Source organism: Halomonas huangheensis (genome assembly GCF_001431725.1).
Taxonomy (GTDB): Bacteria; Pseudomonadota; Gammaproteobacteria; order Pseudomonadales; family Halomonadaceae; genus Halomonas; species Halomonas huangheensis.
The window spans coordinates 2,708,493-2,729,085 of the sequence record NZ_CP013106.1 but is presented as its reverse complement, the minus strand read 5'-3'; the positions used below and the strand labels follow the sequence as shown (position 1 = coordinate 2,729,085).

Annotated in this window: 17 protein-coding genes; 7 read left to right on the top strand and 10 right to left on the bottom strand. The window is 59.4% G+C overall.

Going from position 1 to position 20,593, the window contains the following annotated elements:
- Window positions 1-52: 52 nt before the first annotated feature.
- The 4 genes from prmA to dsbD form a co-directional block, all read right to left on the bottom strand.
- On the bottom strand, window positions 53-967 hold the full coding sequence (gene prmA / locus AR456_RS11905; RefSeq protein ID WP_021817155.1) for a 50S ribosomal protein L11 methyltransferase: 915 nt from the start codon (window positions 965-967) through the stop codon (window positions 53-55).
- Window positions 968-1,056: 89 nt separating this feature from the next.
- The gene (gene accC / locus AR456_RS11900; protein WP_021817156.1) at window positions 1,057-2,397 is read right to left on the bottom strand and encodes an acetyl-CoA carboxylase biotin carboxylase subunit; all 1,341 of its coding nucleotides are present in this window, start codon (window positions 2,395-2,397) and stop codon (window positions 1,057-1,059) included.
- A 189-nt stretch (window positions 2,398-2,586) separates the two neighbouring features.
- A complete protein-coding gene (gene accB / locus AR456_RS11895) occupies window positions 2,587-3,057 on the bottom strand; it encodes an acetyl-CoA carboxylase biotin carboxyl carrier protein (protein ID WP_021817157.1) in 471 nt (156 codons plus the stop codon).
- 187 nt (window positions 3,058-3,244) lie between these two features.
- On the bottom strand, window positions 3,245-5,173 hold the full coding sequence (gene dsbD, locus AR456_RS11890; RefSeq protein WP_021817158.1) for a protein-disulfide reductase DsbD: 1,929 nt from the start codon (window positions 5,171-5,173) through the stop codon (window positions 3,245-3,247).
- 238 nt (window positions 5,174-5,411) lie between these two features.
- Between dsbD and AR456_RS11885 the strand changes: the two genes are divergently transcribed.
- The gene (locus AR456_RS11885; protein ID WP_021817159.1) at window positions 5,412-6,653 is read left to right on the top strand and encodes a DUF2333 family protein; all 1,242 of its coding nucleotides are present in this window, start codon (window positions 5,412-5,414) and stop codon (window positions 6,651-6,653) included.
- Window positions 6,654-6,739: 86 nt separating this feature from the next.
- On the opposite strand, the gene ppa is transcribed toward AR456_RS11885, so the two are convergent.
- Window positions 6,740-7,273, bottom strand: coding sequence for an inorganic diphosphatase (gene ppa, locus AR456_RS11880; protein ID WP_021817160.1), 534 nt, complete (start codon window positions 7,271-7,273; stop codon window positions 6,740-6,742).
- A gap of 242 nt (window positions 7,274-7,515) precedes the next feature.
- On the opposite strand from ppa, the gene AR456_RS11875 reads away from it, so the two are divergent.
- The gene (locus tag AR456_RS11875; RefSeq protein WP_021817161.1) at window positions 7,516-9,237 is read left to right on the top strand and encodes a bifunctional protein-serine/threonine kinase/phosphatase; all 1,722 of its coding nucleotides are present in this window, start codon (window positions 7,516-7,518) and stop codon (window positions 9,235-9,237) included.
- A 161-nt stretch (window positions 9,238-9,398) separates the two neighbouring features.
- Here AR456_RS11875 and AR456_RS11870 read toward each other — a convergent pair whose 3' ends face one another.
- Window positions 9,399-10,343 carry a LysR substrate-binding domain-containing protein gene (locus AR456_RS11870; RefSeq protein ID WP_021817162.1) on the bottom strand — a complete coding sequence of 315 codons (945 nt, stop codon included), beginning with the start codon at window positions 10,341-10,343 and terminating at the stop codon, window positions 9,399-9,401.
- A 99-nt stretch (window positions 10,344-10,442) separates the two neighbouring features.
- Between AR456_RS11870 and AR456_RS11865 the strand changes: the two genes are divergently transcribed.
- On the top strand, window positions 10,443-11,369 hold the full coding sequence (locus AR456_RS11865) for a DMT family transporter (protein WP_021817163.1): 927 nt from the start codon (window positions 10,443-10,445) through the stop codon (window positions 11,367-11,369).
- A gap of 104 nt (window positions 11,370-11,473) precedes the next feature.
- On the opposite strand, the gene AR456_RS11860 is transcribed toward AR456_RS11865, so the two are convergent.
- A complete protein-coding gene (locus AR456_RS11860) occupies window positions 11,474-12,733 on the bottom strand; it encodes a 6-phosphofructokinase (RefSeq protein WP_021817164.1) in 1,260 nt (419 codons plus the stop codon).
- Window positions 12,734-13,007: 274 nt separating this feature from the next.
- Between AR456_RS11860 and mpl the strand changes: the two genes are divergently transcribed.
- Genes mpl through AR456_RS11845 form a run of 3 tightly spaced genes read left to right on the top strand, consistent with a single transcriptional unit; the run spans window position 13,008 to window position 15,669 of the window.
- Window positions 13,008-14,390, top strand: a complete 1,383-nt coding sequence (mpl, locus tag AR456_RS11855) for a UDP-N-acetylmuramate:L-alanyl-gamma-D-glutamyl-meso-diaminopimelate ligase (protein ID WP_031206885.1) — start codon at window positions 13,008-13,010, stop codon at window positions 14,388-14,390.
- A complete protein-coding gene (locus AR456_RS11850; protein WP_021817166.1) occupies window positions 14,383-15,009 on the top strand; it encodes a flavin prenyltransferase UbiX in 627 nt (208 codons plus the stop codon). Before mpl ends, AR456_RS11850 begins: the two co-directional genes overlap by 8 nt.
- Before the next feature lie 36 nt (window positions 15,010-15,045).
- A complete protein-coding gene (locus AR456_RS11845) occupies window positions 15,046-15,669 on the top strand; it encodes a LysE family translocator (RefSeq protein WP_021817167.1) in 624 nt (207 codons plus the stop codon).
- A 134-nt stretch (window positions 15,670-15,803) separates the two neighbouring features.
- On the opposite strand, the gene AR456_RS11840 is transcribed toward AR456_RS11845, so the two are convergent.
- The 3 genes from AR456_RS11840 to AR456_RS11830 form a co-directional block, all read right to left on the bottom strand.
- Window positions 15,804-17,207, bottom strand: coding sequence for a bifunctional DedA family/phosphatase PAP2 family protein (locus tag AR456_RS11840; RefSeq protein WP_031206886.1), 1,404 nt, complete (start codon window positions 17,205-17,207; stop codon window positions 15,804-15,806).
- A 169-nt stretch (window positions 17,208-17,376) separates the two neighbouring features.
- Entirely contained in the window at window positions 17,377-18,306 is a 930-nt protein-coding gene (locus AR456_RS11835; RefSeq protein WP_021817169.1) for a diguanylate cyclase domain-containing protein, read from the bottom strand.
- The gene (locus tag AR456_RS11830; RefSeq protein ID WP_021817170.1) at window positions 18,303-19,166 is read right to left on the bottom strand and encodes a hypothetical protein; all 864 of its coding nucleotides are present in this window, start codon (window positions 19,164-19,166) and stop codon (window positions 18,303-18,305) included. The genes AR456_RS11835 and AR456_RS11830 overlap by 4 nt, the downstream gene beginning before the upstream one ends.
- 120 nt (window positions 19,167-19,286) lie before the next feature.
- Between AR456_RS11830 and AR456_RS11825 the strand changes: the two genes are divergently transcribed.
- Window positions 19,287-20,573: a glutamate-5-semialdehyde dehydrogenase gene (locus tag AR456_RS11825; RefSeq protein WP_021817171.1), complete on the top strand. Its 1,287-nt coding sequence runs from the start codon at window positions 19,287-19,289 to the stop codon at window positions 20,571-20,573.
- The last annotated feature ends 20 nt before the right edge of the window (window positions 20,574-20,593 follow it).

Sequence of the window (20,593 nt, the reverse complement as noted above, 5' to 3'; positions counted from 1 at the left end):
CAATCACTTTTGGTGAAGGTACAGACGCCTGATCTACAGTGGTTACGGCTGCTTAGGGGGTCGGGCGGTAGCCGCTGAGACGCACCCAGCCTTCGCGATAGCTCGGTTCATCCATGATCAATCCCTGGTCACGGTAGGCCTCGAGTACCTCTTCGGCCTGATTGTCGAGGATGCCGGACAGTGCAAGGCGCCCTCCCGGAGCCACATGCCCGGCAACGCTCGGAGCCAGTTCGACCAATGGACCGGCGAGAATATTGGCCACGACCAGCGGGAAGCGCTCATCGTTCATCTGCTCGGGGTAGCGCAACACCAGGCGTGGCTCGTCGATGGAGTTACGCTCAGCGTTGTCACGACTGGCCGATAGGGCCTGAGGGTCAATATCGGTACCGATGGCATTGCTGGCGCCTAGCTTCAGTGCGGCAATGGCCAGGATGCCTGAGCCACAACCGACATCCAGTACCTCGACGTCGTCGAGGCCGCCAGCGATCGCCAGCGCATCGAGCCATTCAAGACACAGCGCGGTGGTCGGGTGAGTACCGGTGCCGAAGGCGAGGCCCGGATCGAGCTTGAGGTTGACCGCATCGTCCTCTGGTGGCTCGTGCCAGCTGGGCACGATCCACAGGCGTTGCCCCATGCGCATCGGCTTGAAGTCTTCCATCCACTCGCGTTCCCAGTCACGGTCGTCGAGCAGCTCATGCTCGATGACCGGGCAGGGCTCTTCAGGCATCTGCTCCGCCCAGGCGGCCGCCAGCCGCTCCAGCATGTCGTGAATGCCTTCGAGGTCATCATAGAGACCGGTCAATACCGTCTGATCCCACAGGGGAGTAGTGCCGCGGTCGGGCTCGAAGACCGGGTCGTCATGCGCGTCCTGCAGAGTGATGGCAGTCGCACCTTCCTCCAGCAGTAGTTCCTCGAGCAGCTCCGCCTGTTCGGGCGGCACCTGTGCCTTGAGCTGAAGCCAGGCCATGGCAAGCCTCCTGATAGTGATAGGTCGGCAAAACGCAGCCGGGGCGGCCAAGGCCGCCCCGTGCTGTCAAGATCGTCCGCTGATCGTAATCAGAGGCCGAGTTTCTTTTCCAGGTAATGGATATTGACGCCGCCCTGCTGGAAGTAACCATCACGAACCAGATCCTTGTGCAGATCGGTATTGGTCTTGATGCCTTCGACCAACAGTTCGTCCAGTGCATTACGCATGCGGGTCAATGCCGTCTCGCGGTCGACGCCCCAGGTGATCAGTTTGCCGATCAGGGAGTCATAGTGCGGCGGCACGGTGTAGCCGGTATATACATGGGAATCCATGCGCACGCCAAGACCACCCGGAGGATGATAGAGCGTGACCTTGCCGGGCGAGGGCATGAAGGTGCGTGCGTCCTCAGCATTGATACGGCACTCGAAGGCATGGCCACTGGCTTCCACATCTTCCTGACGGATCGACAGCGGCAGGCCGGAGGCGATGCGCAACTGCTCGCGCACGATATCCACACCGGTCACCATTTCGGTGACCGGGTGCTCGACCTGAACGCGTGTGTTCATCTCGATGAAGAAGAACTCGCCATCCTCGTAGAGGAATTCAAAGGTACCGGCACCACGGTAACCGATCTCGACACAGGCCTCGCGGCACGACTCGAGAACGCGCGCACGGGCTTCTGGATCGAGGCCCGGAGCTGGGGCCTCCTCGAGCACCTTCTGGTGGCGGCGCTGCAGCGAACAGTCGCGATCGAAGAGGTGGATGGCGTTACCCTGGCCATCAGCCAGTACCTGAACCTCGACATGGCGCGGCTTCTCGAGAAACTTCTCCATGTATACGGTGCCATCGCCGAAGGCAGAATGCGCCTCGGTACGGGTCACGGTAATCGCGGAGATCAGGTGAGCTTCGGTGTGCACGACGCGCATGCCGCGACCGCCGCCACCCGCGGCGGCCTTGATGATCACCGGGTAGCCGATGCGTCGCGCGGTGGCGATCAGTTCGCCCTCGTCATCGGACAGCGGGCCGTCTGAGCCTGGCACGGTGGGAACACCGGCCTTCTTCATCGCTTCGATGGCGCTGACCTTGTCACCCATCAGGCGGATGGTGTCAGGGCGTGGGCCAATGAAGGTGAATCCTGAGCGCTCGACCTGTTCGGCGAAATCGGCGTTCTCGGAAAGGAAGCCGTAGCCAGGGTGGATCGCGCTGGCATCAGTTACCTCGGCGGCGCTGATCAGCGATGGGATGTTCAGATATGACTGGGCCGAGGAGGCCGGGCCAATGCACACGGCTTCGTCGGCGAGGCGCACGTGCATGAGTTCGCGGTCGGCCTTGGAGTGTACCGCGACTGTCTTGATTCCCAGCTCCTTGCAGGCGCGCAGGATTCGCAGTGCGATCTCGCCTCGGTTGGCGATTAGAACCTTGTCCAACATGTTGGTGTCCGCTGAAAGTGGGGGAAATACTGGCCGGTGACATTGGCGGTGGAACCGACAAGGCGCAAGCGCTACTTGTGATATCCGCGTCGCACCGCCTTGTTCATCTGGTCAGTGTTTCCTGAGATGACAACTGGAAGACCTGTTCAATCACGAGAGCAACGCATGTTGCCGTGAAATGTCAGCGTCTCAGGAAATGACAACCAGCGTCTGATCGAACTCGACCGGTTCGCCGTCTTCAACGAGGATAGCCTCGATAACGCCATCACTGTCAGCTTCGATCTGGTTCATCATCTTCATTGCTTCGACGATACACACAGTGTCGCCCTTGCGCACGCTGGAGCCGACTTCAACGAATGGCTTGGCGCCTGGCGCCGGAGAGCGATAGAAGGTGCCGACCATCGGTGATGGTACAGCCTTTCCCTGGTAGCTTGGGCCGTTGTCAGCGGCGGCAGCCGGCTGCTCAACGGGAGCGGCCGGAGCAGGCTGTTGTGCAGCGGGGGCGCCCCACGGTTGTGCAGCATGCATCGGAGGTTGCCATGTAGCACCTTCAGGGTGACGGCTGATACGGACCGATTCTTCGCCTTCCTGGATCTCGATTTCGCTGATGTTTGACTCTTCCAGTAGCTCAATCAGCTTCTTGACCTTACGAATATCCATGACAGTATCTCGACAATCAGATGAAGAATGGGCCGGGTGCTGTAAACCCGGGCGAACTTTCGATAGATCCCTGCAAGATTGCGTCTCTTGCTGCTCTATCTGCTAATAATTCACAGTTGGTTGCGAAGTTTGCCCAAAATAACCAGCCTTGTCCAGAAAAGGACGAACGCTGTTCGCCCTCGTCTGATCATGCTTGTGCAGGGTCATGTGCGGCCAGCCATTGGCTGACACCTTCGGCGTGACGAGCGAGTTCATCGGCGTCCAATTCGCCCTGGATTCGCGCCTCGCGGATCTCCTCCGCACCGTTGAAGAACAGTAAACTGGGCGGGCCGAACAGTTGCAGATGTTCCAGCACTTCACGGCTATCAGCATTGCTCTCGGTCACATCAACGTCGATCCAGCGGTAACCGGCCAGTGCCCGTTGGACATCGGGATCGGGAAAGACTTCGCGTTCCATGACCTTGCAGGAAATACACCATTCAGCAGTGATGTTGACGAAGGCCGGTTGGTCCGTGCTGGCCAATTGCTGCTGCAGTTCGTCGAGCGTATGGACCACGGTGATTTCGGCGTGGTCGTTGCCCTGAGCGTTGTTGCCCGGAATGCCAGTGAACTGTGCTACCGCCAATGGTCGTAGAGGATCTTCGGCGCCACGCGATGCACCGATGACCAGGGTAATCCCCCAGATCAGCAGCAGGATGCCGGCGGTCTGACGCACTCTCGGCCAGCCGGATTTGGTCTGGAGGTTGGTTGCTCCCAGCGTCAGACCGCTGCCGATCGCCAATGCGGCCCACAGGATCAGCGCGATGGGACCTGGCAACAGGCGCTCGATCAGCCAGATGGAAACGCCCAGCAGCAGGATGCCGAAGGCAACCTTGACGCCATTCATCCAGTTACCCGAGCGCGGTAGCAGCGTGGTACCGAAGGTGCCGACCAGCAATAGCGGGACGCCCATACCAAGCGCCAGTGCCAATAACGCCATACCACCGACCATCGCATCGCCAGTGGTCGAGATGAACACCAGTGCGCCGGCCAGTGGTGCCGAGACGCAGGGGGACACCACCAATACCGATAGCGCTCCTGCTACGGCAAGTCCCAGAGGGCCGCTGCGTTGTGCGCGCTGCTGCCAGCCATCAATCATGGTGTTCAGGCGTGGTGACAGTTGGAGGTTGAAGACACCAAACATTGCCAGAGCAAAGAGTCCGAACAGGATCGCAAAAGTGATCAGCACTGGAGCAGACTGCAGGCGTGCCTGAAGATTGAGTCCCGCTCCAAACAGGCCCATAAGTACACCGACGCTGGCGTAGGTCAGCGCCATACCGGCGACATAACTGGCGGATAGGGCTAGAGCGCGTCCGCGGCTCGGGTTCTGGCCGACGATGATCGATGACAGGATGGGGATCATCGGCAACACGCAGGGCGTAAAGGTCAGACCCAGGCCTGCGAGGAAGAACAGGCCGAGCATAACCGGCAGGCCCGCATCCTCGATCAGTGCCTTGAAGCGGCTGTCTTCACTGAGTGGAGCGCTGCTCGGTGACGCAGATGGCGCTGCAGAACCCTGTGATTCAGCGCTGGCACTGTCCGCTTGAGTGTTACCGGTATCCGCAGCTTGCGCATTGTCGGAGGCATCGCCGGGAGTCAGCTGCTGTGCCGCGTCGGTAAACTGGGGCGGTGGAGAGGTTTCCGCCGCGGTAAGGTCAATGGTTTCCGGTGGATAGCAGAGGCCGGCATCGGCACAGCCCTGAAAGGTCAGCTGAATATCTACCGGACCCTGTTGGGGAGCGGTGAAGGGCGTGGCAAACACCACCTGATCATAGAACACTCGCACTTCGCCGAAGAATTCATCGGTCTTCTCGTCTCCGGCAGGTAACTCTGGCTCGCTGAGGATGCCATCGCCCATCGCGCTTGCGACGTCGAATTGGTGGCGATACAGATAGTAGCCGTCGGCATTCTCGAAACCGATGTAGAGATGATCACCATCGTGCCAGGCGCTGGGCACAAAGGCTTCGTCCACCGGCAGGAAGGTGGACGAGCTTGATTGTGAGAAAAACTGCGCCTGGGCGCTCCAGGAAAGAAGCGTCAACAAGAGTAGTGTGAGGAAGCGAGTTACAGACAGCACATCATATCCTTGAATGGTGTCGTCATGGATGAAGCGAGAGTTGCGGGATAGTGGAACACGAATGTCTGACTATGGGCACCGATGCAGGTTCCGACCTCGACGCTGAGAATTTGGGATGCAATGGTATTGTACCAATAAGTCCGCTGTTTCCTGTTCAATCGCGTTTCATGATTCAACAGCGAACATGCGGATAACGGAGCCTCAGCGCAGGAGATCAATTCATGCAGGAGACCAAGCCATGACGAGCCGCCGATTACGCGCTGCCCGCCGCCGCGAACAGCTGGAGAAGCCACAGTATGGGTGGATATGGAAACCTCTGCTGGTGTTGTTGATCGCCGCGCTGGTGGTGATGGCAGGGCTGGGAATATGGTGGAACATGACGCCCAGGGCTTTTGACGTTGAGGCCGCGACAGAGCAGCAGCGGGGCTCTCTGGTGCTCGACAAGCGTGGCGCGGTCAGTGTAGCCACCTTGAAGCAGCTACTCGATACGTTGCAGGACAAGCCGGGAGGGTATCTACGCGATGATATCCTGCCGCCAGGATTGGTGATGGACAACATGCCATCCTGGGAGTGGGGTGTACTGCGTCAGTCCCAGGTGATGAGCCACAGTCTGGCGACGCTCGACCCTCAGGGAGCGCCATCAATAGAGTCGCTGGATGCAGTGATGCGGGGTAATGCCGACAATTGGTTGATTTCCTCCACGGGCAAACAGCTCAAGACAGCACGTGGACAAGTGAATGACTATCTCCAGGCCTTTAGTGAAAGCGGTAGTGGCGCCTTTGAGGCCAGTGGCAAGGGAATGGCGGACTGGTTGGCCGCAGCACGCACCGAGCTGACACCTGTGACCGAGCGCTTGTCGGCGTCGGTGGGTGATGCCGATATGTTGAGGGAGCTGGGAATTGAAGTGCCCGAGTCAGCCGACGTCGCCTGGTACAGAGTCGATAATGATCTGCATCAGGCGCGTGGCCAGGCCTGGGCATTGCTGCACCTGATGGAGGCGATGCTGCGTGACCAGCGTGATGTCATCACGGCAGCCGGCATGCTCCAGCAATGGCAGCGAGTGCAGGCTGAACTACAGCGTACTCAGCGTCACCTATGGAGCCCGGTAGTACTGCGAGGCAGTGGTTTCGGCGTCTTTGCCAACTACCCGTTGACCATGGCTCACCACTTGACGCGGATTGACGAATCGTTGGTTGAGCTGGAAGCAGGCTTGGCGGCCGCGCCTGATATGCCGCAGGATCAGGCAGGTGGTAAGCAATCCACAGAGGCTGCCCAACCACAGCCCGGATCGTCAGGCGGAGAAGGCCAGCAGTTGGATTCAGAGCAACACTCCACGCCGGAGGCTACTGGGGCTGGAGGAGAGTCTACTGAGCCCGAGGAAGAGTCTACCGGGGCTGGAAAAGAGTCTACCGGGGCTGAGAAAGAGTCTACCGGGGACGAGGGAGAGCCTGCTGAAACCAGCAGTGAGCAGCATTCGTAAGCAATGCGCTGTGCTATGAAAAGCGCCCTTGTCCTGGACAAGGGCGCTTTCAATTCAGCCATCAAGCGAGTTGCCTGTCACACGAATTACTTGTCGCGAGCGTAGGCTTCCACTGATTTCTCGATGGCCTTGCGTGCGGCGTCGGCACCTTCCCAGGATTCGACCTTGACCCACTTGCCTTTCTCGAGATCCTTGTAGTTCTCGAAGAAATGGGCGATCTGCAGGCGCAGCAGCTCTGGCAGGTCAGTGACTTCCTGAATATCGTCGTACAGGGACGACAGCTTGGGATGAGGTACACACACCAGCTTGGCATCTTCGCCAGCTTCATCGGTCATGTTGAGGATGCCGACGGGACGAGCACGGATAACACTGCCCGGAGCTACCGGGTAGGGAGTTACCACCAGGGCGTCGAGGGCATCGCCATCATCGGCCAGGGTATGGGGAATGAAACCGTAGTTGGCCGGATAGAACATCGGAGTGGCCATGAAACGGTCAACAAGAAGTGCGCCCATGTCCTTGTCGATCTCATATTTGATCGGCTGATGATTGGCCGGAATCTCGATGGCGACATAGATGTCGTTGGGCAGATCCTTGCCAGCGGGGATGTTATCGAAGTTCATGAGTGCGTGTCCTTCGTTGAGCGGGTACGGGCTGTACGGTCGTAAAATCGCCGGAATTATACGAATCCCGTGGACCGATTACCAACATCTCCACTTCCTTGGCGAATAAATGACGCATGGCTGCTCCGCAATGAGAGCTGCTGTGAGCGATCCAGTACGAGCCAGCGTATGTCATTGAGGTGTATGATATTGACCCGATGCGACATGACACAGCGTCAAGGTGTTCCATACAGGAGGTGAGTTTGGCCGCTGGGCGATTATCGTTGAGTTATGGACAGGCATTCGTGGCGCCGGACCGCCGGCGTCATCGCAGCAGCATGTCGGTATCGATGCCGTCGGGGCAGCAGATGAGTACCAAGGGTGCTTGTGCCTTGATCAGTGATTCGGCATCGCGCAACGCTCTCGCCGCCCAGGCGGGTGATCTTTGTGTGCGTGGTTTTCTTGCTGACTACTACTCGACGCCTGAGCATTGGGATGTCAAGGATTCGGTGTATCGCGTCATGAGGGCGCTGAACGCCTGGTGCCATGGTCAGACTCGGCAGCTGCCCGAAGGCAGTTATGTCTCCTCCATGTCAGCGCTGGTGCTTGCCGGTCGTGACGCTCATCTCTTTCATGTTGGCGATACCATGGTGTTCCGTCTGCGTGGTGCCGAATTTGAGCAGCTCAGCCGCGATCACGTCACTGATCTTGGTGGTTACCGCTATCCGGCGCGTGCGTTGGGCATGGATGCCGGTGTTGATATTGACTATATCCAGCCGGGACTCAAGCAGGGCGATATTTTCCTGTTGACCACCCAGGGGGTGCGCGGGACGTTGATGCCCTCGGACTATGTCGGTTTGATACGTCAGAATGCCAGTGATCTCAACGCTGCCTGTGAGCGTCTGGCCCAGGCCGCTCGCGAACGGGCGGGAGAGCGCGGCTACGGTAGTGACTCCTTCTGCTTTCAGCTGGTACGCGTCGATGAGCTGCCTGATGCCGAGCTGGATACGCCCAGCCGCGTGTATGGTGACCTACCGATTCCTCCTGAGTTGACGCCGGGAGAGCGCCTCGATGGCCTGGAAGTGGTGGAGGTGCTGTCACGCACTACACATTCGCGGGTCTATCGAGTGCGAGATATCCGCACCAACCGTGACTGCGTGCTCAAGGCGCCGAGCCCGGAGTTGTCCAATCGCAACGTCTATCTCGAGCATTTCCTGTTGCAGCAGTGGGTGGTCGAACGAGTGCGTTCACCCTTCGTGGTCAGAGTGATCGAACCTTCGCGACCGAGACGCTACCTGTATTACCTGATGCGCCATGTCGGGGGCATCACGCTGAGTGATTGGATGGCACGGCATCCGCAGGCCAGTCTGGCTCAGCGACTCGACCTTGCGCTGCAGTTGGGGAAGGCATTGCAGGCATTGCATCACCGCGACCTTCTGCATCAGCAGATACATCCCGATAATGTGCTCATCGATGAGCATGGGCAGGTGGTGTTGGTTGACTTCAGTGCCTGTCATCTCCGTGATGTCGATGGTCATCGTCGTTCGCGGCTGCTGGCTCAGCAGGTTGGGCTCAATGAGCACAGTGCCCCGGAATATGCGCTCGATGACGAGGTGGGCCGACGCAGCGATCAGTACGCGCTGGCATCAACCGCTTACTGGATACTGACCAACGAGCTGCCCTACGCGGTACCTAGCCATAAGCTGCGTAGCCATACCGATCTCGAGCAACTGAACTATCGCAGTGCTCGCACGCGAAATCCCGAGGTCAGCCGTGAACTGGATGAAGCCTTGCGTCGTGCGCTGGATCCACAGCGCTCGTTGCGTTTTCGGCGCTTGTCCGAGTTTCTCTACAGCCTGCACCCCAACCGTCAATCAAGTGGCGAGTCGTCCACGCCAAGGGTATGGCGAGACCCGGCCAATGTCTGGCAGATCATCGCCGGGGGCTTGTTGGTGCTGTTGATCATTTCATGGTGGGTGCGTTAGACGCGCACAGCGCGAGAGGGAAGAGGGAAGAGGGAAGAGGGAAGAGGGAAGAGGGAAGAGGGAAGAGGTGCTATGCCCCCGATTTTGTAGACACCTCCCTTTACAGGATGAGGAGAGGTGTCATGTTTCTTAACTCTTAACTCTTAACTCTTAACTCTTGTTTACGACATTCCAGGTGTGATTTCGCGAAATCGCTGGGCTTCCTCGAGTAGCCAGTCCATGAACTCTTTGATACCCCTCGGCGGCACGCCTGTGTCGGGTATAACCAGTTCATAGCGGAACGGTGAGGGAATCATGAGTTCATCACCGAAGGGGCGGGTCAGTACGCCGCTGGCCAGGCGATCCGCGACAACCGGTAAGCTGGCGAGGATCACCCCGCGTCCTGCGATGGCCTGATCCAGCGCCAGGCCGTAAAGTGAGTAGCGACGCAAGGTCGGTAACTGCTGCTCGGGCATGCCCGCTTTGGCAAACCAATCCTTCCAGCCGGGGAATCCATCTCGCCTTGGCGTTGACCAGCTGACATCGAACAGTGTGTGTCCCAACAAGTCCCGAGGATGCTGGATCGGGCTTTGCTTGAGTAATGCCGGTGAGCACACCGGGACCAGCATGTCTTCGAACAGCGGCAGGTTTCTTACGCCAGGTCGGGGTGGGCGGCCGTAGCTCAGTGCAAGGCGAGCATCGCTCTCGTACCAACTGGGTTCGCTGAACCCCTGGCTCGCATCAATCGATATTTCCAGTTGGCGGTGTTGGGCCTCGAAATCAGTGAGGCGTGGCAGCAGCCATAACTGGGCGAGGGAGGGCGGCGCACTGAGCAGTAGTCGCGTGGTGCCCGGCGTGAGCTGGGTGATCGCATCCATACCGGCAGCGATGCGCGCCAGTCCGGCGTCGACATCCTCAGCGAGACGCCGTCCAGCAGCGCTGGTTCGTACGCCGTTGGCATGACGCTCGAACAGCGCTACACCCAGGTTTTCCTCAAGCTGCTTGATCTGTCGACTGACTGCACCTGGTGTGACGCCAAGACGCTCTGCAGCCAGTTTGAAACTGCCTTCACGAGCCGCTTCGGCAAACGCGCGGAGGCCATTCAGGGGCAGACGCTCGATCTTCATGAGTTGAGTTTTCCTGAGCCTGGGGCACCAGGATAATCGTTTGGACTATTGCGTTGCAAATGCTCAACTCTGCCACATGGTTCACCAAGGAGACGATTCATGTCCTGTTCTTCCGCTTCGTCGACGCCGGTGGCTATTGCGCCGATGCGCCGTTCCATGGACTTGTCCGCCAGCGGCGCCATGCTGGTGTTCTGCCTGGCGCTGGGGCTGCAACAAGTGGCAATCAAATCGGCAGCGGCAGACATCGCACCGCTGACTCAGATCGCCTTGCGCTCGAGTCTGGCTGCGTTGTTGGTACTTGGGTTGGCTGCTCTGCGTGGGGTCACCTGGCGTGATTTCATGGCGGGGCTGGGGCCGGGGATTCTGGTTGGGCTGGGGTTCACTCTTGAGTTCGTATTTGTCGCTCTGGGGCTCAACTACACCACCGCTTCGCATATGTCGGTCTTTCTCTATACGGCTCCGGTGTTTGCGGCGCTGGGGCTGCATCTTCTGGTGCCGGGAGAGCAATTGTCGAAGCGCCAATGGTGGGGAATGGCGTTGGCGTTTGTGGGGTTGGTGACGGCCATGGCGCCGGGTGGGACTGGTATCAATGCGGGCTCGATGCTGGTGGGCGATGCGCTGGGCCTATTGGCAGGTTTGAGCTGGGCGGCAACGACACTGGTGTTGCGTCGCACTTCGCTGTCGGAAGCGCCGCCCTTGCAGACTCAGGGCTATCAATTGCTTACCGCGGGGGCGTTGTTGCTCCCGGTGGTGCTGTTCACGGGAGATCTCGGCAGCATGCAGTTCAGTGGAGTCGCCGTTACCAGTCTGGTCTTTCAGACGCTGGTGATCTCCTGCGCGGCGTTGTTGCTGTGGTTTGCGTTGTTGCGTCGTTACTGGGCGTCGCAGTTGGGAGTGTTTTCCTTCCTGTCGCCTATCTTCGGCGTGATATTCGGTGCTGTGCTGCTGGATGAGCCGCTGAGCGGTAGCTTCATAGTCGGGGGCGTGCTGTTGCTGGGAGGGATTGTAGCGGTGTCGCGCGGCTGACGCGGGAAGGACATTGCTCCGCCTGGCGGCAGGCGGAGCAAAGTTGGTGCAGGTCTGTGGTGGTGCAGGTCTGTGGTGGTGCAGGTCGAGAGTAGCGCGTCGGTTTAGATGGTGAATTCCGGTAGACGCTTCTCGACACGAGCCAGCTTGAGATGAGCCACCTTCGGCAGGCCGTTCTCGAACGGCGGGAAGTCTTCGCCCTGGATCAATGGCGACAGATAGGCACGACAGGCATCGGTAATGCTGAAACCATCCTCGCTGATGTAATCGGGCGGCATGAACTTCTCACGGTTGGCGACTTCTGCCAGTGGCGCCGACTCGATTTCCCAGCGATAGGGATTGTCGCTGACGCGTTTGATCGCTGGCATGCGTGAGTTCTCACCGGCGACAGCCAGTTCCACAGCTCTCTCGCCAACCGCATAGGCTTGTTCAACATCGGTTCTGGAGGCGAGGTGGCGAGCTGCCCGTTGCAGATAGTCGGCGACGGCCCAGTGGTACTTGTAGCCGAGATCCTGCTTGACCATTCCGGCCAGTGTTGGTGCTACACCGCCCAACTGGCGATGGCCGAAGGCGTCGGTGTTGCCGGAGTCGGCGAGGAAGGTACCGTCCTCGTAACGCGCTCCTTCGGAGACCACGATCACGCAGTAGCCGTAGTTCTTGACGGCGTACTCGACGCGCTCCATGACCTTGCGACGATCGAAGGCCACTTCCGGGAAGATCACCAGGTGTGGCGGCTCGCCTTCACCCTGACCGGCAAGGCCACCTGCAGCCGCGATCCAGCCAGCATGACGGCCCATGACTTCGAGAACGAACACCTTGGTCGAGGTGGCGCACATCGAGGCGATATCGAGCGAAGCCTCGAGGGTGGAGGTGGCGATATACTTGGCCACGCTGCCGAAACCCGGGCTGTTGTCGGTGATCGGTAGGTCGTTGTCGACGGTCTTCGGTACATGAATGGCGGTCAGCGGATAGCCCATTTTCTCCGACAGCTGGGAGACCTTGAGGCAGGTGTCGGCACTGTCGCCGCCGCCGTTGTAGAAGAAGTAGCGGATGTCGTGAGCCTTGAAGACTTCGATCAGCCGCTCGTACTGCACGCGATGGCTCTCGATGTCCTTCAGCTTGTAGCGGCAGGAGCCAAAGGCACCTCCGGGCGTGTGGCGAAGGGCGGCAATGCTTTCGTCACTTTCCTGGCTGACGTCGATCAGATCTTCCGTCAGGGCGCCGATGATTCCATTGTGACCGGCGTAGACCTTACCGATGGAGTCGCTATGGCGGCGGCAGGCTTCGATGACGCCGCAGGCGCTGGCGTTGATTACGGCAGTAACGCCGCCTGACTGTGCATAGAAAGCGTTGTGCTTGGCCATGGGGCTTGAGGGCTCCTGATCCTGGTGGTGGGTGCGGTGCATCCTTGACGCTCGACACCATCGAAAATTGACTCGGGTGGGTCGCCGATAATAGCCCATCAACCTGGGCGCTGCATCTGTCGGGAGGCGGCGTCGTAGGTCGTCGCTGGAGGCAGACGGGGGAGCGTGCTAGTCTCGCTGCTTTGCTGGGGGCGGGTCGGAGAGTGCCCCGGCAATGGATTCCCGCGGGGCGGCGTTGTCCCCGCAATGGCTGGTTGAGCGTATTGGAGGCGCCATGCATCTTCATATTGTCGGAATCTGTGGCACCTTCATGGGCAGTCTGGCACTGCTGGCGCGCGAGCTGGGATACGAGGTGACCGGCTCCGACGCCAATGTCTACCCACCCATGAGCACCCAGTTGCAGCAGGCGGGGATCAAGCTGATGAGCGGCTATGCCGCTGATAATCTACGACCTCGCCCGGATCAGGTCATCATCGGTAATGCGCTGTCGCGGGGCAATCCCGAAGTCGAAGCGATTCTCGATGCTGGACTGCCGTATATCTCCGGAGCTCAATGGTTGGCAGAGCATGTCTTGCCGGGGAGGCGTGTCGTGGCAGTTGCCGGCACCCATGGCAAGACCACTACCGCCAGCATGTGCGCCTGGCTGCTGGAAAGTGCCGGTCTGAAGCCCGGATTCCTGATTGGTGGCGTGCCGCGTAATTTCGGGATTTCTGCGCGGCTGGGTGAAGTTGACGGGCCTTTTGTCGTCGAGGCTGATGAATATGACACGGCGTTCTTCGACAAGCGTTCCAAGTTCGTGCATTACCGACCTGAAGTCGCGGTGCTGGGCAATCTCGAGTTTGATCATGCCGACATCTTCCCGGATCTCGCCGCGATTGAACGGCAGTTTCATCACCTGGTGCGTACCGTGCCCAGTCGCGGGCGCCTGTTGGTGGCTGCGGATGAACCGGCACTCGAGCGAGTGTTGGAACAGGGAGTCTGGACGCCCGTTGAGCACTTCGGTAGTTCGGATAAGGGGTGCTGGCGACTCGAGCTGGAGCGTGACGATGCCAGTCGTTTCCGGGTAGCTCACCGCGACGGTGATGGCCGTGAAGAGCAGGTTGTCATCGATTGGTCGTTGAGCGGTGACTACAATGCCCGCAATGCCCTGGCGGCGTTGGCGGTGGCTCACTTTTACGGCATCTCGCTGGATAACGGAGCCGAGGCGCTATCACGTTTCGAAACACCGCGCCGCCGTCAGGAAGTGCGTGGCGAGGTGGCTGGAATTCAGGTGATTGATGATTTTGCTCACCATCCAACGGCTATCGCTGCGACGCTCGGTGGACTGAGCGGGTCATCACGACCGGGGCGCCTGCTGGCAGTGATAGAGCCGCGTTCGAACACCATGCGGTTGGGCACGTTGCGAGAGCGGCTGGCGGCCAGTGTCGAGAACGCCGATGCGGTCTGGTGGTACCAGCCCGAAGGCATGGACTGGTCATTGGATGGCGTGGTGGCCACGTCACCAGTTCCGGCACGCTGCCTTGGCACGATCGACACGTTGGTAGCGGACATCGTTGCCGAGGCTCGCCCCGAGGACCGGATCGTGGTGATGTCCAACGGTGGCTTCGGCGGTATCCACGAGCTGTTGCTGTCGGCGCTGGAGGAGAAGCATGGCTGAGGCATTCAATCCGCCGGTGACGGTGGCGATTACCGGAGCCTCGGGGGCGCAGTATGGACTGCGCTTGATCGAGGCGCTGGTGCAGGCCAATCACGAGGTGTGGGTGATGGTCTCGAAGGCGGCGCTGCTGGTCATCGCCACGGAAACCGATGATGAGTTACCACCGCGCCCGGAGCGTCAGGCCGAGGTGCTGAGCCAGCGCTTCGCGGCGGCACCGGGTCAGATTCGTTGCTTCGGCCGTGAGGACTGGATGGCGCCGGTCGCTTCGGGCTCTGGAGCCAGTACGGCGATGGTGATCTGTCCCTGTTCCACAGGGACACTGTCGGCAGTGGCCTGCGGCGCGAGTAACAACCTCATTGAACGCGCTGCCGATGTCGCCCTCAAGGAGCGCCGTACTCTGGTGCTGGTGCCGCGCGAGACGCCTTTATCCGCGATTCATCTCGAGCACATGCTCAAGCTGACGCAGATGGGAGTGGTGGTGATGCCTGCAGCTCCCGGCTTCTATCATCGCCCGACCAGCATCGATCAACTGGTCGACTTCATCGTCGCGCGCATACTCAACCAGTTGGGTATCGAGCAACGTCTGGTGCCTCGCTGGGGCGATCAGCCCCTCCCCTGAAAGATAGATTCCCGGCCTTCCGGGTAAGGACCTTTGATGCCGTCGCTGTCGGTACTTTCGGTATTTGTTCCGACCTTCTTTCTTGTGTCATTGACGCCGGGCATGTGCATGACATTGGCCATGGTGCTGGGCATGACTCAGGGCGTGAAGCGGGCGCTGTGGATGATGTTTGGTGAGCTTTTCGGCGTAGGGTTGGTGGCCTTCGCGGCTGGCGCCGGAGTGGCCGCACTGATGCTCAAACAGCCGGCGCTGTTCGAACTCTTCAAGTGGGCGGGAGGGGCCTATCTGCTCTATCTGGGGGTGATGATGTGGCGCTCCCGTGGCCGAATGGCGATCCCTGAGGAAGTCGTCGATACAGCGCCGGCCAGTCGTCGTGAGCTGGCACTGCAGGGGTTCGTCACCGCGGTTGCCAATCCCAAGGGCTGGGCATTCTTTGTTGCGCTATTGCCACCGTTCATCGATGCCGGCCGACCGGTCGTGAGCCAGTTGCTTGGCCTGATTGCGATTATTCTGACCCTCGAATTCTGCTGCCTACTGCTCTACGCCACAGGGGGCAAGAGCCTGCGTCACCTGCTGGGCAAGGGAGGAAATGTTCGCTTGCTCAATCGTATTGCCGGCACATTGATGATCGGTGTTGGTGTCTGGCTGGCGCTGGGCTGATGCTGGGATTGAGACCTTTGAACTGAGCTGAGCTGAGCTGTGCACTGAACTGAACTGAGCTGTGCACTGAACCAGCCCACTTGCTCTTCCTGCCACTGTCTCTTGATCGCGCCTTTACTCCCGGTAACTTCTGTCTAGATGGGGGGAAGCCACAAGAGCCGAGCGCTCAGCAGTGCCAGTGAACAGATCACCAGTAGTGTCAGTGGGCAGGGTGCCAGTTGTCGCCGTGGTTGACGTAACCAGGCGAGATTGATCATCGAGCAGACCACTAGCCCGAGCAGGGCGCCACCGATCAAATCACTGAGCCAGTGCACACCAAGTGTCAGTCGTGATAGCGCCATGGGTACCACAATCACAATAGCGATCCAGTAAGGCCAGAAGCGCTGGGAGCGCGGCATCGACTGGGCAATAAAGGTTGCTGCCATGCCATACAACACCACCGCTGTTGAGGTGTGAGCGCTGGGGTAGGACAGCGAGTGGGCAAGGTAATCCGGCACATCGGGTCGTGCCCGCCCGATGACCTCCTTGCCCAGGGTGTTGAGCACAGCGATGCCGAGTAGGCCACCGAGTACATGGCCAAGCGCTGCATAGTGACGTTTGCTGAGTAGCCAGATCAGCCAGGGAGCGATCAGCGCCAACACGCCCAGAGTATCACCCGCCTTTGCCATTACCTGAGACCAGCCAGCCAGGATCGGCAGGCTCAGCGTACCGATCAGCTGATTGAGCTGAGCGTCGATTGTCAGCGGGCCATCGGCATGCAGTACCACCAGAGTCCAGGCGCATAGTGCCGTGAGTGATGACAGCAGCAGCAGCCAACTGGCCAGCGGCGGTTCATCTTCATGCTGTGGTGCCAATGCGTGCCACAACCGTTGACCGTGGGGCAAGTGCCCGGTCAGCCACGCGAGGCTACGGTACAGCAGGCCATCGGGGTAGGCGTGGTGCCTTACCAGCGAAAATAGTATGGCCAGGATCACTATCGTTACGCCCAGTGCTGTCAACCATGGGTTCAGCTCGTTTGGCACCGTTAGCCATTGCTGCCAGGTGCGGCCCAGCAGGTAGCCAGGTAGGACATAAGCAGGGGCCCACAGTAACGCCGAACCGATATTGGCCCACAGGAAGGTTGTAGGAGGCATGCGCATGATGCCAGCGATCAGCGGAACGATAGGCCTGACGGGACCGACGAAGCGTCCCAGCAACACCGACAGGGTGCCGTGACGTTGGAAGAACCGCGTGCCGCGTTCCAGCCATTCCGGATGGCGTGACAGAGGCCACATGGACGTGACCTGATCACGGTGGCGGTAACCAAGACCATAACTGAGGCCGTCGCCGATCACTGCGCCGATGAACGCCGCCAGCATGACCCAGTAGGCGCTGAGTTCCTGGTGTCCGGCCAGTGATGCCGCCGCAGTGATCAACACCACTCCGGGGATCAACACGCCTACCAGTGCCAGTGACTCTGTCAGCGCGATCAACATGACCAACAGCAGCAGCATGCTGGGAGATGGCGTTAATTGCAGCAGCCAGTGCTCAAGGTTCACGCGCGAGCTGCCTGGACGCAGGCGATGATGCGCTGGTGCTGGAGCGTCGCTTTCGAGACTGAGCAGAATGCTGCACTCAGTTTGCTGAAGGGGGAGGTTTGCTGGTAACTCATGCTGTCCCTGTCGAGATATGGATCGATGCCAGGCTTCGGTGTCCTGAAGGAGGTAATTATGCCTCAGTCAGAGATTGTGTGCGGATGGCAAGGCGCTGCTCGAAGTGATTCAAGTTCTCATCGCTGTGTAATGCACACAGCTGGGTTCGAAGCGTGAGAGGGCCAGTGTCTATCAGTCGTACTTCGTCGAGAGCTTGCTCAAGGCGTTTGAGCACAAGCAGCGCGCCACTTTCGGTGGTGTTTGGCAGTACCAACCAGAAGTCTGCGTGGTTCTCGCGTCCGAGAAAATCGTGATTTCGGCATTTGTTGCGTACGGTGCTGCAGAGGAGGTCAAGCTGTGCCAGTTGGGCACGAGTGCCGAACTGCTCGCTGGCGAGGTCGAGCTGAGGCAGATGCATGATCAAGACAGCAAGGCGTTGGTTCAAATGCTTGGCGCGATCGAATTCACCGGCGAGACGTTCGTGCAGTGTGGCATGGTTGACTGCATCACAGTCAGGGTCTGTGGGGTCGGTAGCACGTGCCAGATCGCGTTGACGGAGATGCTCCCAGGCAGCGAGAGTCAGGGTGCTGACGAGGGTGAGATAGGACAGCGCGTGCGACCACTCTTCCATGCCTCCATCGAGCAGTGCCAGCCATAGCGGCAGTAACAGAAGGTTGAGAATCAGCGCTGGTCCGAGTGGCAGCAGAAGCAGAGTGAAAGTGATCGTAGCGGCAAGCCAGAAGTCGTGAAACTCATGGAGTCCCGGCAGACGGTCGATGGCCATCGTATAGCCGCACAACAGAAGTAGCCACCCGGACAACACTGTCTTGCGGCGCATGTCGGCCAGGGTGGCGAACAGCAGTAGACAAGCCAGCAGTACGGGAAGAATGATCTGTTCGTACTCACCGAGCAGGTAGTGCCAGACGGCTAATCCTGCCAGCATCAGCGTGGCGATAACGTCCGCGCTGGCACGTAGGCGGGTAGACCACTGTGGCGATTCGTTCATGGCGTATCCTCAATTACACGAGTCGACGGTGGTTGCTTGTCCAGCGCGCTCAGCGCTTGAGGAAGGCTGGTGACCTTGCCTAGAGCGGTTGCCCGGATGGTGGATGGATGGGCGAGACTCTCGAGAATCTCTGTGCGTCGGGACTCGGCTTGAAGTGCGTCCTGACTGGTAAGGATGACGCCGATAGTACGGCTGTTGACACGATAGACATTCTCGAACGCATGGATACGATGGCAGATCTGCTGTGCCAGCGGCCAGAGGTGGCGGGCTGAGGTCTGGATCAATACCAGTTCGGCAAAGACATTGTCGCGTGCCGCGCGGCCGTGCTCGCGAGGAAGGTCGCGCTCCAGCTGTGTAAGCGGCCATAGCGGAAGACCGGGCGCCAGGCGGGCACGTTTGAGGATGGTGCGTTGTGACTGTCCGATGGGCAGTGATCGAGCCACCGCGATCAGGATCATGCACAACAGCACGGCGCCACTCAGTAACCAGTGATGCAGGCTCAGCAGGTTGAGTAGCCACCACCAGCACAGGCAGGACAGGCCGATGTTGAGTGCCAGCATCCACGTTGGCTGAGCCAGCATCAGCAGGCATGGCCAGGCCCATAACCACTCGCCTTGGGCATCTGGTGACAGCATGATCAATGCCGTCAGCAACACGCTGATGACCGGCAGCCAGCTGCGATGCGCCTGGCGCCGGTGATTGAATTCGATCAGCAATCCTGTAATCGCCAGCCATAGCGCGGCGATACTCAGAATCGAGGCGTCAACAAGTTGCGGTGCGCTGAATGCCTGGTAGCCAAGCAGCAGGGCGCCGATAAGGAGGTTGATCTTGAATAGGCTGACTTTGTACTTGGTCCGCATGCTGTCTTAAGATGGTTGTCTTCCAATGACAAGCGCTGTGCAGCAGGATCTGCCGCGCTTTCCGCTGGTGTCCCTGGTGTAGGGACGTTGGCGATCGCCCCACAGGAGACTGCTGGCTGTATGAATGCCGAGACCACTGCCACCCTGATCGACAATGTCGACACCTACATGACTCAGCTGGGGCAGGCGGCGCGCGCCGCGGCTACGACACTGCGCCGCACCGACACCCGGACCAAGAACGCCGCGCTGCAGGCCATTGCGCGCCAGCTTGATGCTGCGCGCAGCGAGGTCAAGCTGGCGAATCAACATGACCTCGAGCGCGGTCGTGCCAATGGCCTGGACGACGCCATGCTTGATCGACTGGCGCTGACCGACGTGCGCATCGACGCGATGATTGCCGGTTTGCATCAGGTTGCGGCCTTGCCGGATCCGGTAGGAGAGATCGATGGCTTGAAGTCGCTGCCTAGTGGCATTCAGCTTGGTCACATGCGCGTTCCTCTCGGCGTTATCGGCATTATCTATGAATCGCGCCCCAACGTTACCATGGAGGCTGCGAGTCTGTGCCTGAAATCCGGCAACGCCTGCATTTTGCGAGGCGGTTCGGAGGCAAGCGAGTCCAATGCTGCTCTGGCAAGCTGTATCACCCGAGGCCTTTCGGAAGCCGGGGTTGATGTGACTGCCGCTCAGGTAGTGGCCACCACGGATCGTGCGGCGGTGGGACGTCTGATTACCATGCCCGAATATGTTGATGTCATCATCCCTCGCGGAGGCAAATCCTTGATCGAACGGATTTCGAGCGAAGCTCGCGTTCCAGTAATCAAGCATCTTGATGGTATCTGTCATGTATATATAGACGCTAGTGCCGATCTCGATATGGCAGAGGCAATTGCCGTGAATGCCAAGACCCATCGTTATGGGGTCTGCAATGCCATGGAAACATTGCTGGTTGATGCGTCGATCGCTGAACGTATTCTGCCGCGCCTGGCCGCGGCGTATGCTGGTCACGGTGTTGAGATGCGTGGGTGCGAGCGTGCAAGAGCGGTTGTGGCGAATATGCTGCCGGCGTCAGAGGAAGACTGGCAGACGGAATATCTGGCACCGATTCTGGCGATTCGTGTCGTCGATGGCATCGATGATGCCATGGCCCATATCGATCGTTACAGTTCTCGTCATACTGATGCCATCGTCACCAACGACTATCGGTTGGCGCGGCGCTTTGTGGCGGAAGTGGACTCCAGTTCGGTGATGGTCAATGCCTCGACCCGTTTCGCCGATGGCTTCGAATATGGCCTGGGCGCGGAAATAGGCATTTCCACTGATCGCCTGCATGTACGTGGTCCGGTTGGGCTTGAGGGCCTTACCACACGCAAATATGTTGTTTTCGGTGAAGGGCAGATTCGCCAGTGAGCTTGACCTTTCCCCGCTCG

Bases quoted from the DNA above. Each gene is read 5' to 3' on its own strand.
- AR456_RS11845 (WP_021817167.1), top strand. From the start codon at position 15,046: ATGCCGTCGCTGTCGGTACTTTCGGTATTTGTTCCGACCTTCTTTCTT.
- AR456_RS11830 (WP_021817170.1), bottom strand. From the start codon at position 19,166: ATGCGGACCAAGTACAAAGTCAGCCTATTCAAGATCAACCTCCTTATC.
- AR456_RS11860 (WP_021817164.1), bottom strand. From the start codon at position 12,733: ATGGCCAAGCACAACGCTTTCTATGCACAGTCAGGCGGCGTTACTGCC.
- ppa (WP_021817160.1), bottom strand. From the start codon at position 7,273: ATGAACTTCGATAACATCCCCGCTGGCAAGGATCTGCCCAACGACATC.
- AR456_RS11865 (WP_021817163.1), top strand. From the start codon at position 10,443: ATGTCCTGTTCTTCCGCTTCGTCGACGCCGGTGGCTATTGCGCCGATG.
- mpl (WP_031206885.1), top strand. From the start codon at position 13,008: ATGCATCTTCATATTGTCGGAATCTGTGGCACCTTCATGGGCAGTCTG.
- AR456_RS11885 (WP_021817159.1), top strand. From the start codon at position 5,412: ATGACGAGCCGCCGATTACGCGCTGCCCGCCGCCGCGAACAGCTGGAG.
- AR456_RS11850 (WP_021817166.1), top strand. From the start codon at position 14,383: ATGGCTGAGGCATTCAATCCGCCGGTGACGGTGGCGATTACCGGAGCC.
- accB (WP_021817157.1), bottom strand. From the start codon at position 3,057: ATGGATATTCGTAAGGTCAAGAAGCTGATTGAGCTACTGGAAGAGTCA.
- accC (WP_021817156.1), bottom strand. From the start codon at position 2,397: ATGTTGGACAAGGTTCTAATCGCCAACCGAGGCGAGATCGCACTGCGA.
- prmA (WP_021817155.1), bottom strand. From the start codon at position 967: ATGGCCTGGCTTCAGCTCAAGGCACAGGTGCCGCCCGAACAGGCGGAG.
- AR456_RS11835 (WP_021817169.1), bottom strand. From the start codon at position 18,306: ATGAACGAATCGCCACAGTGGTCTACCCGCCTACGTGCCAGCGCGGAC.
- AR456_RS11825 (WP_021817171.1), top strand. From the start codon at position 19,287: ATGAATGCCGAGACCACTGCCACCCTGATCGACAATGTCGACACCTAC.
- AR456_RS11870 (WP_021817162.1), bottom strand. From the start codon at position 10,343: ATGAAGATCGAGCGTCTGCCCCTGAATGGCCTCCGCGCGTTTGCCGAA.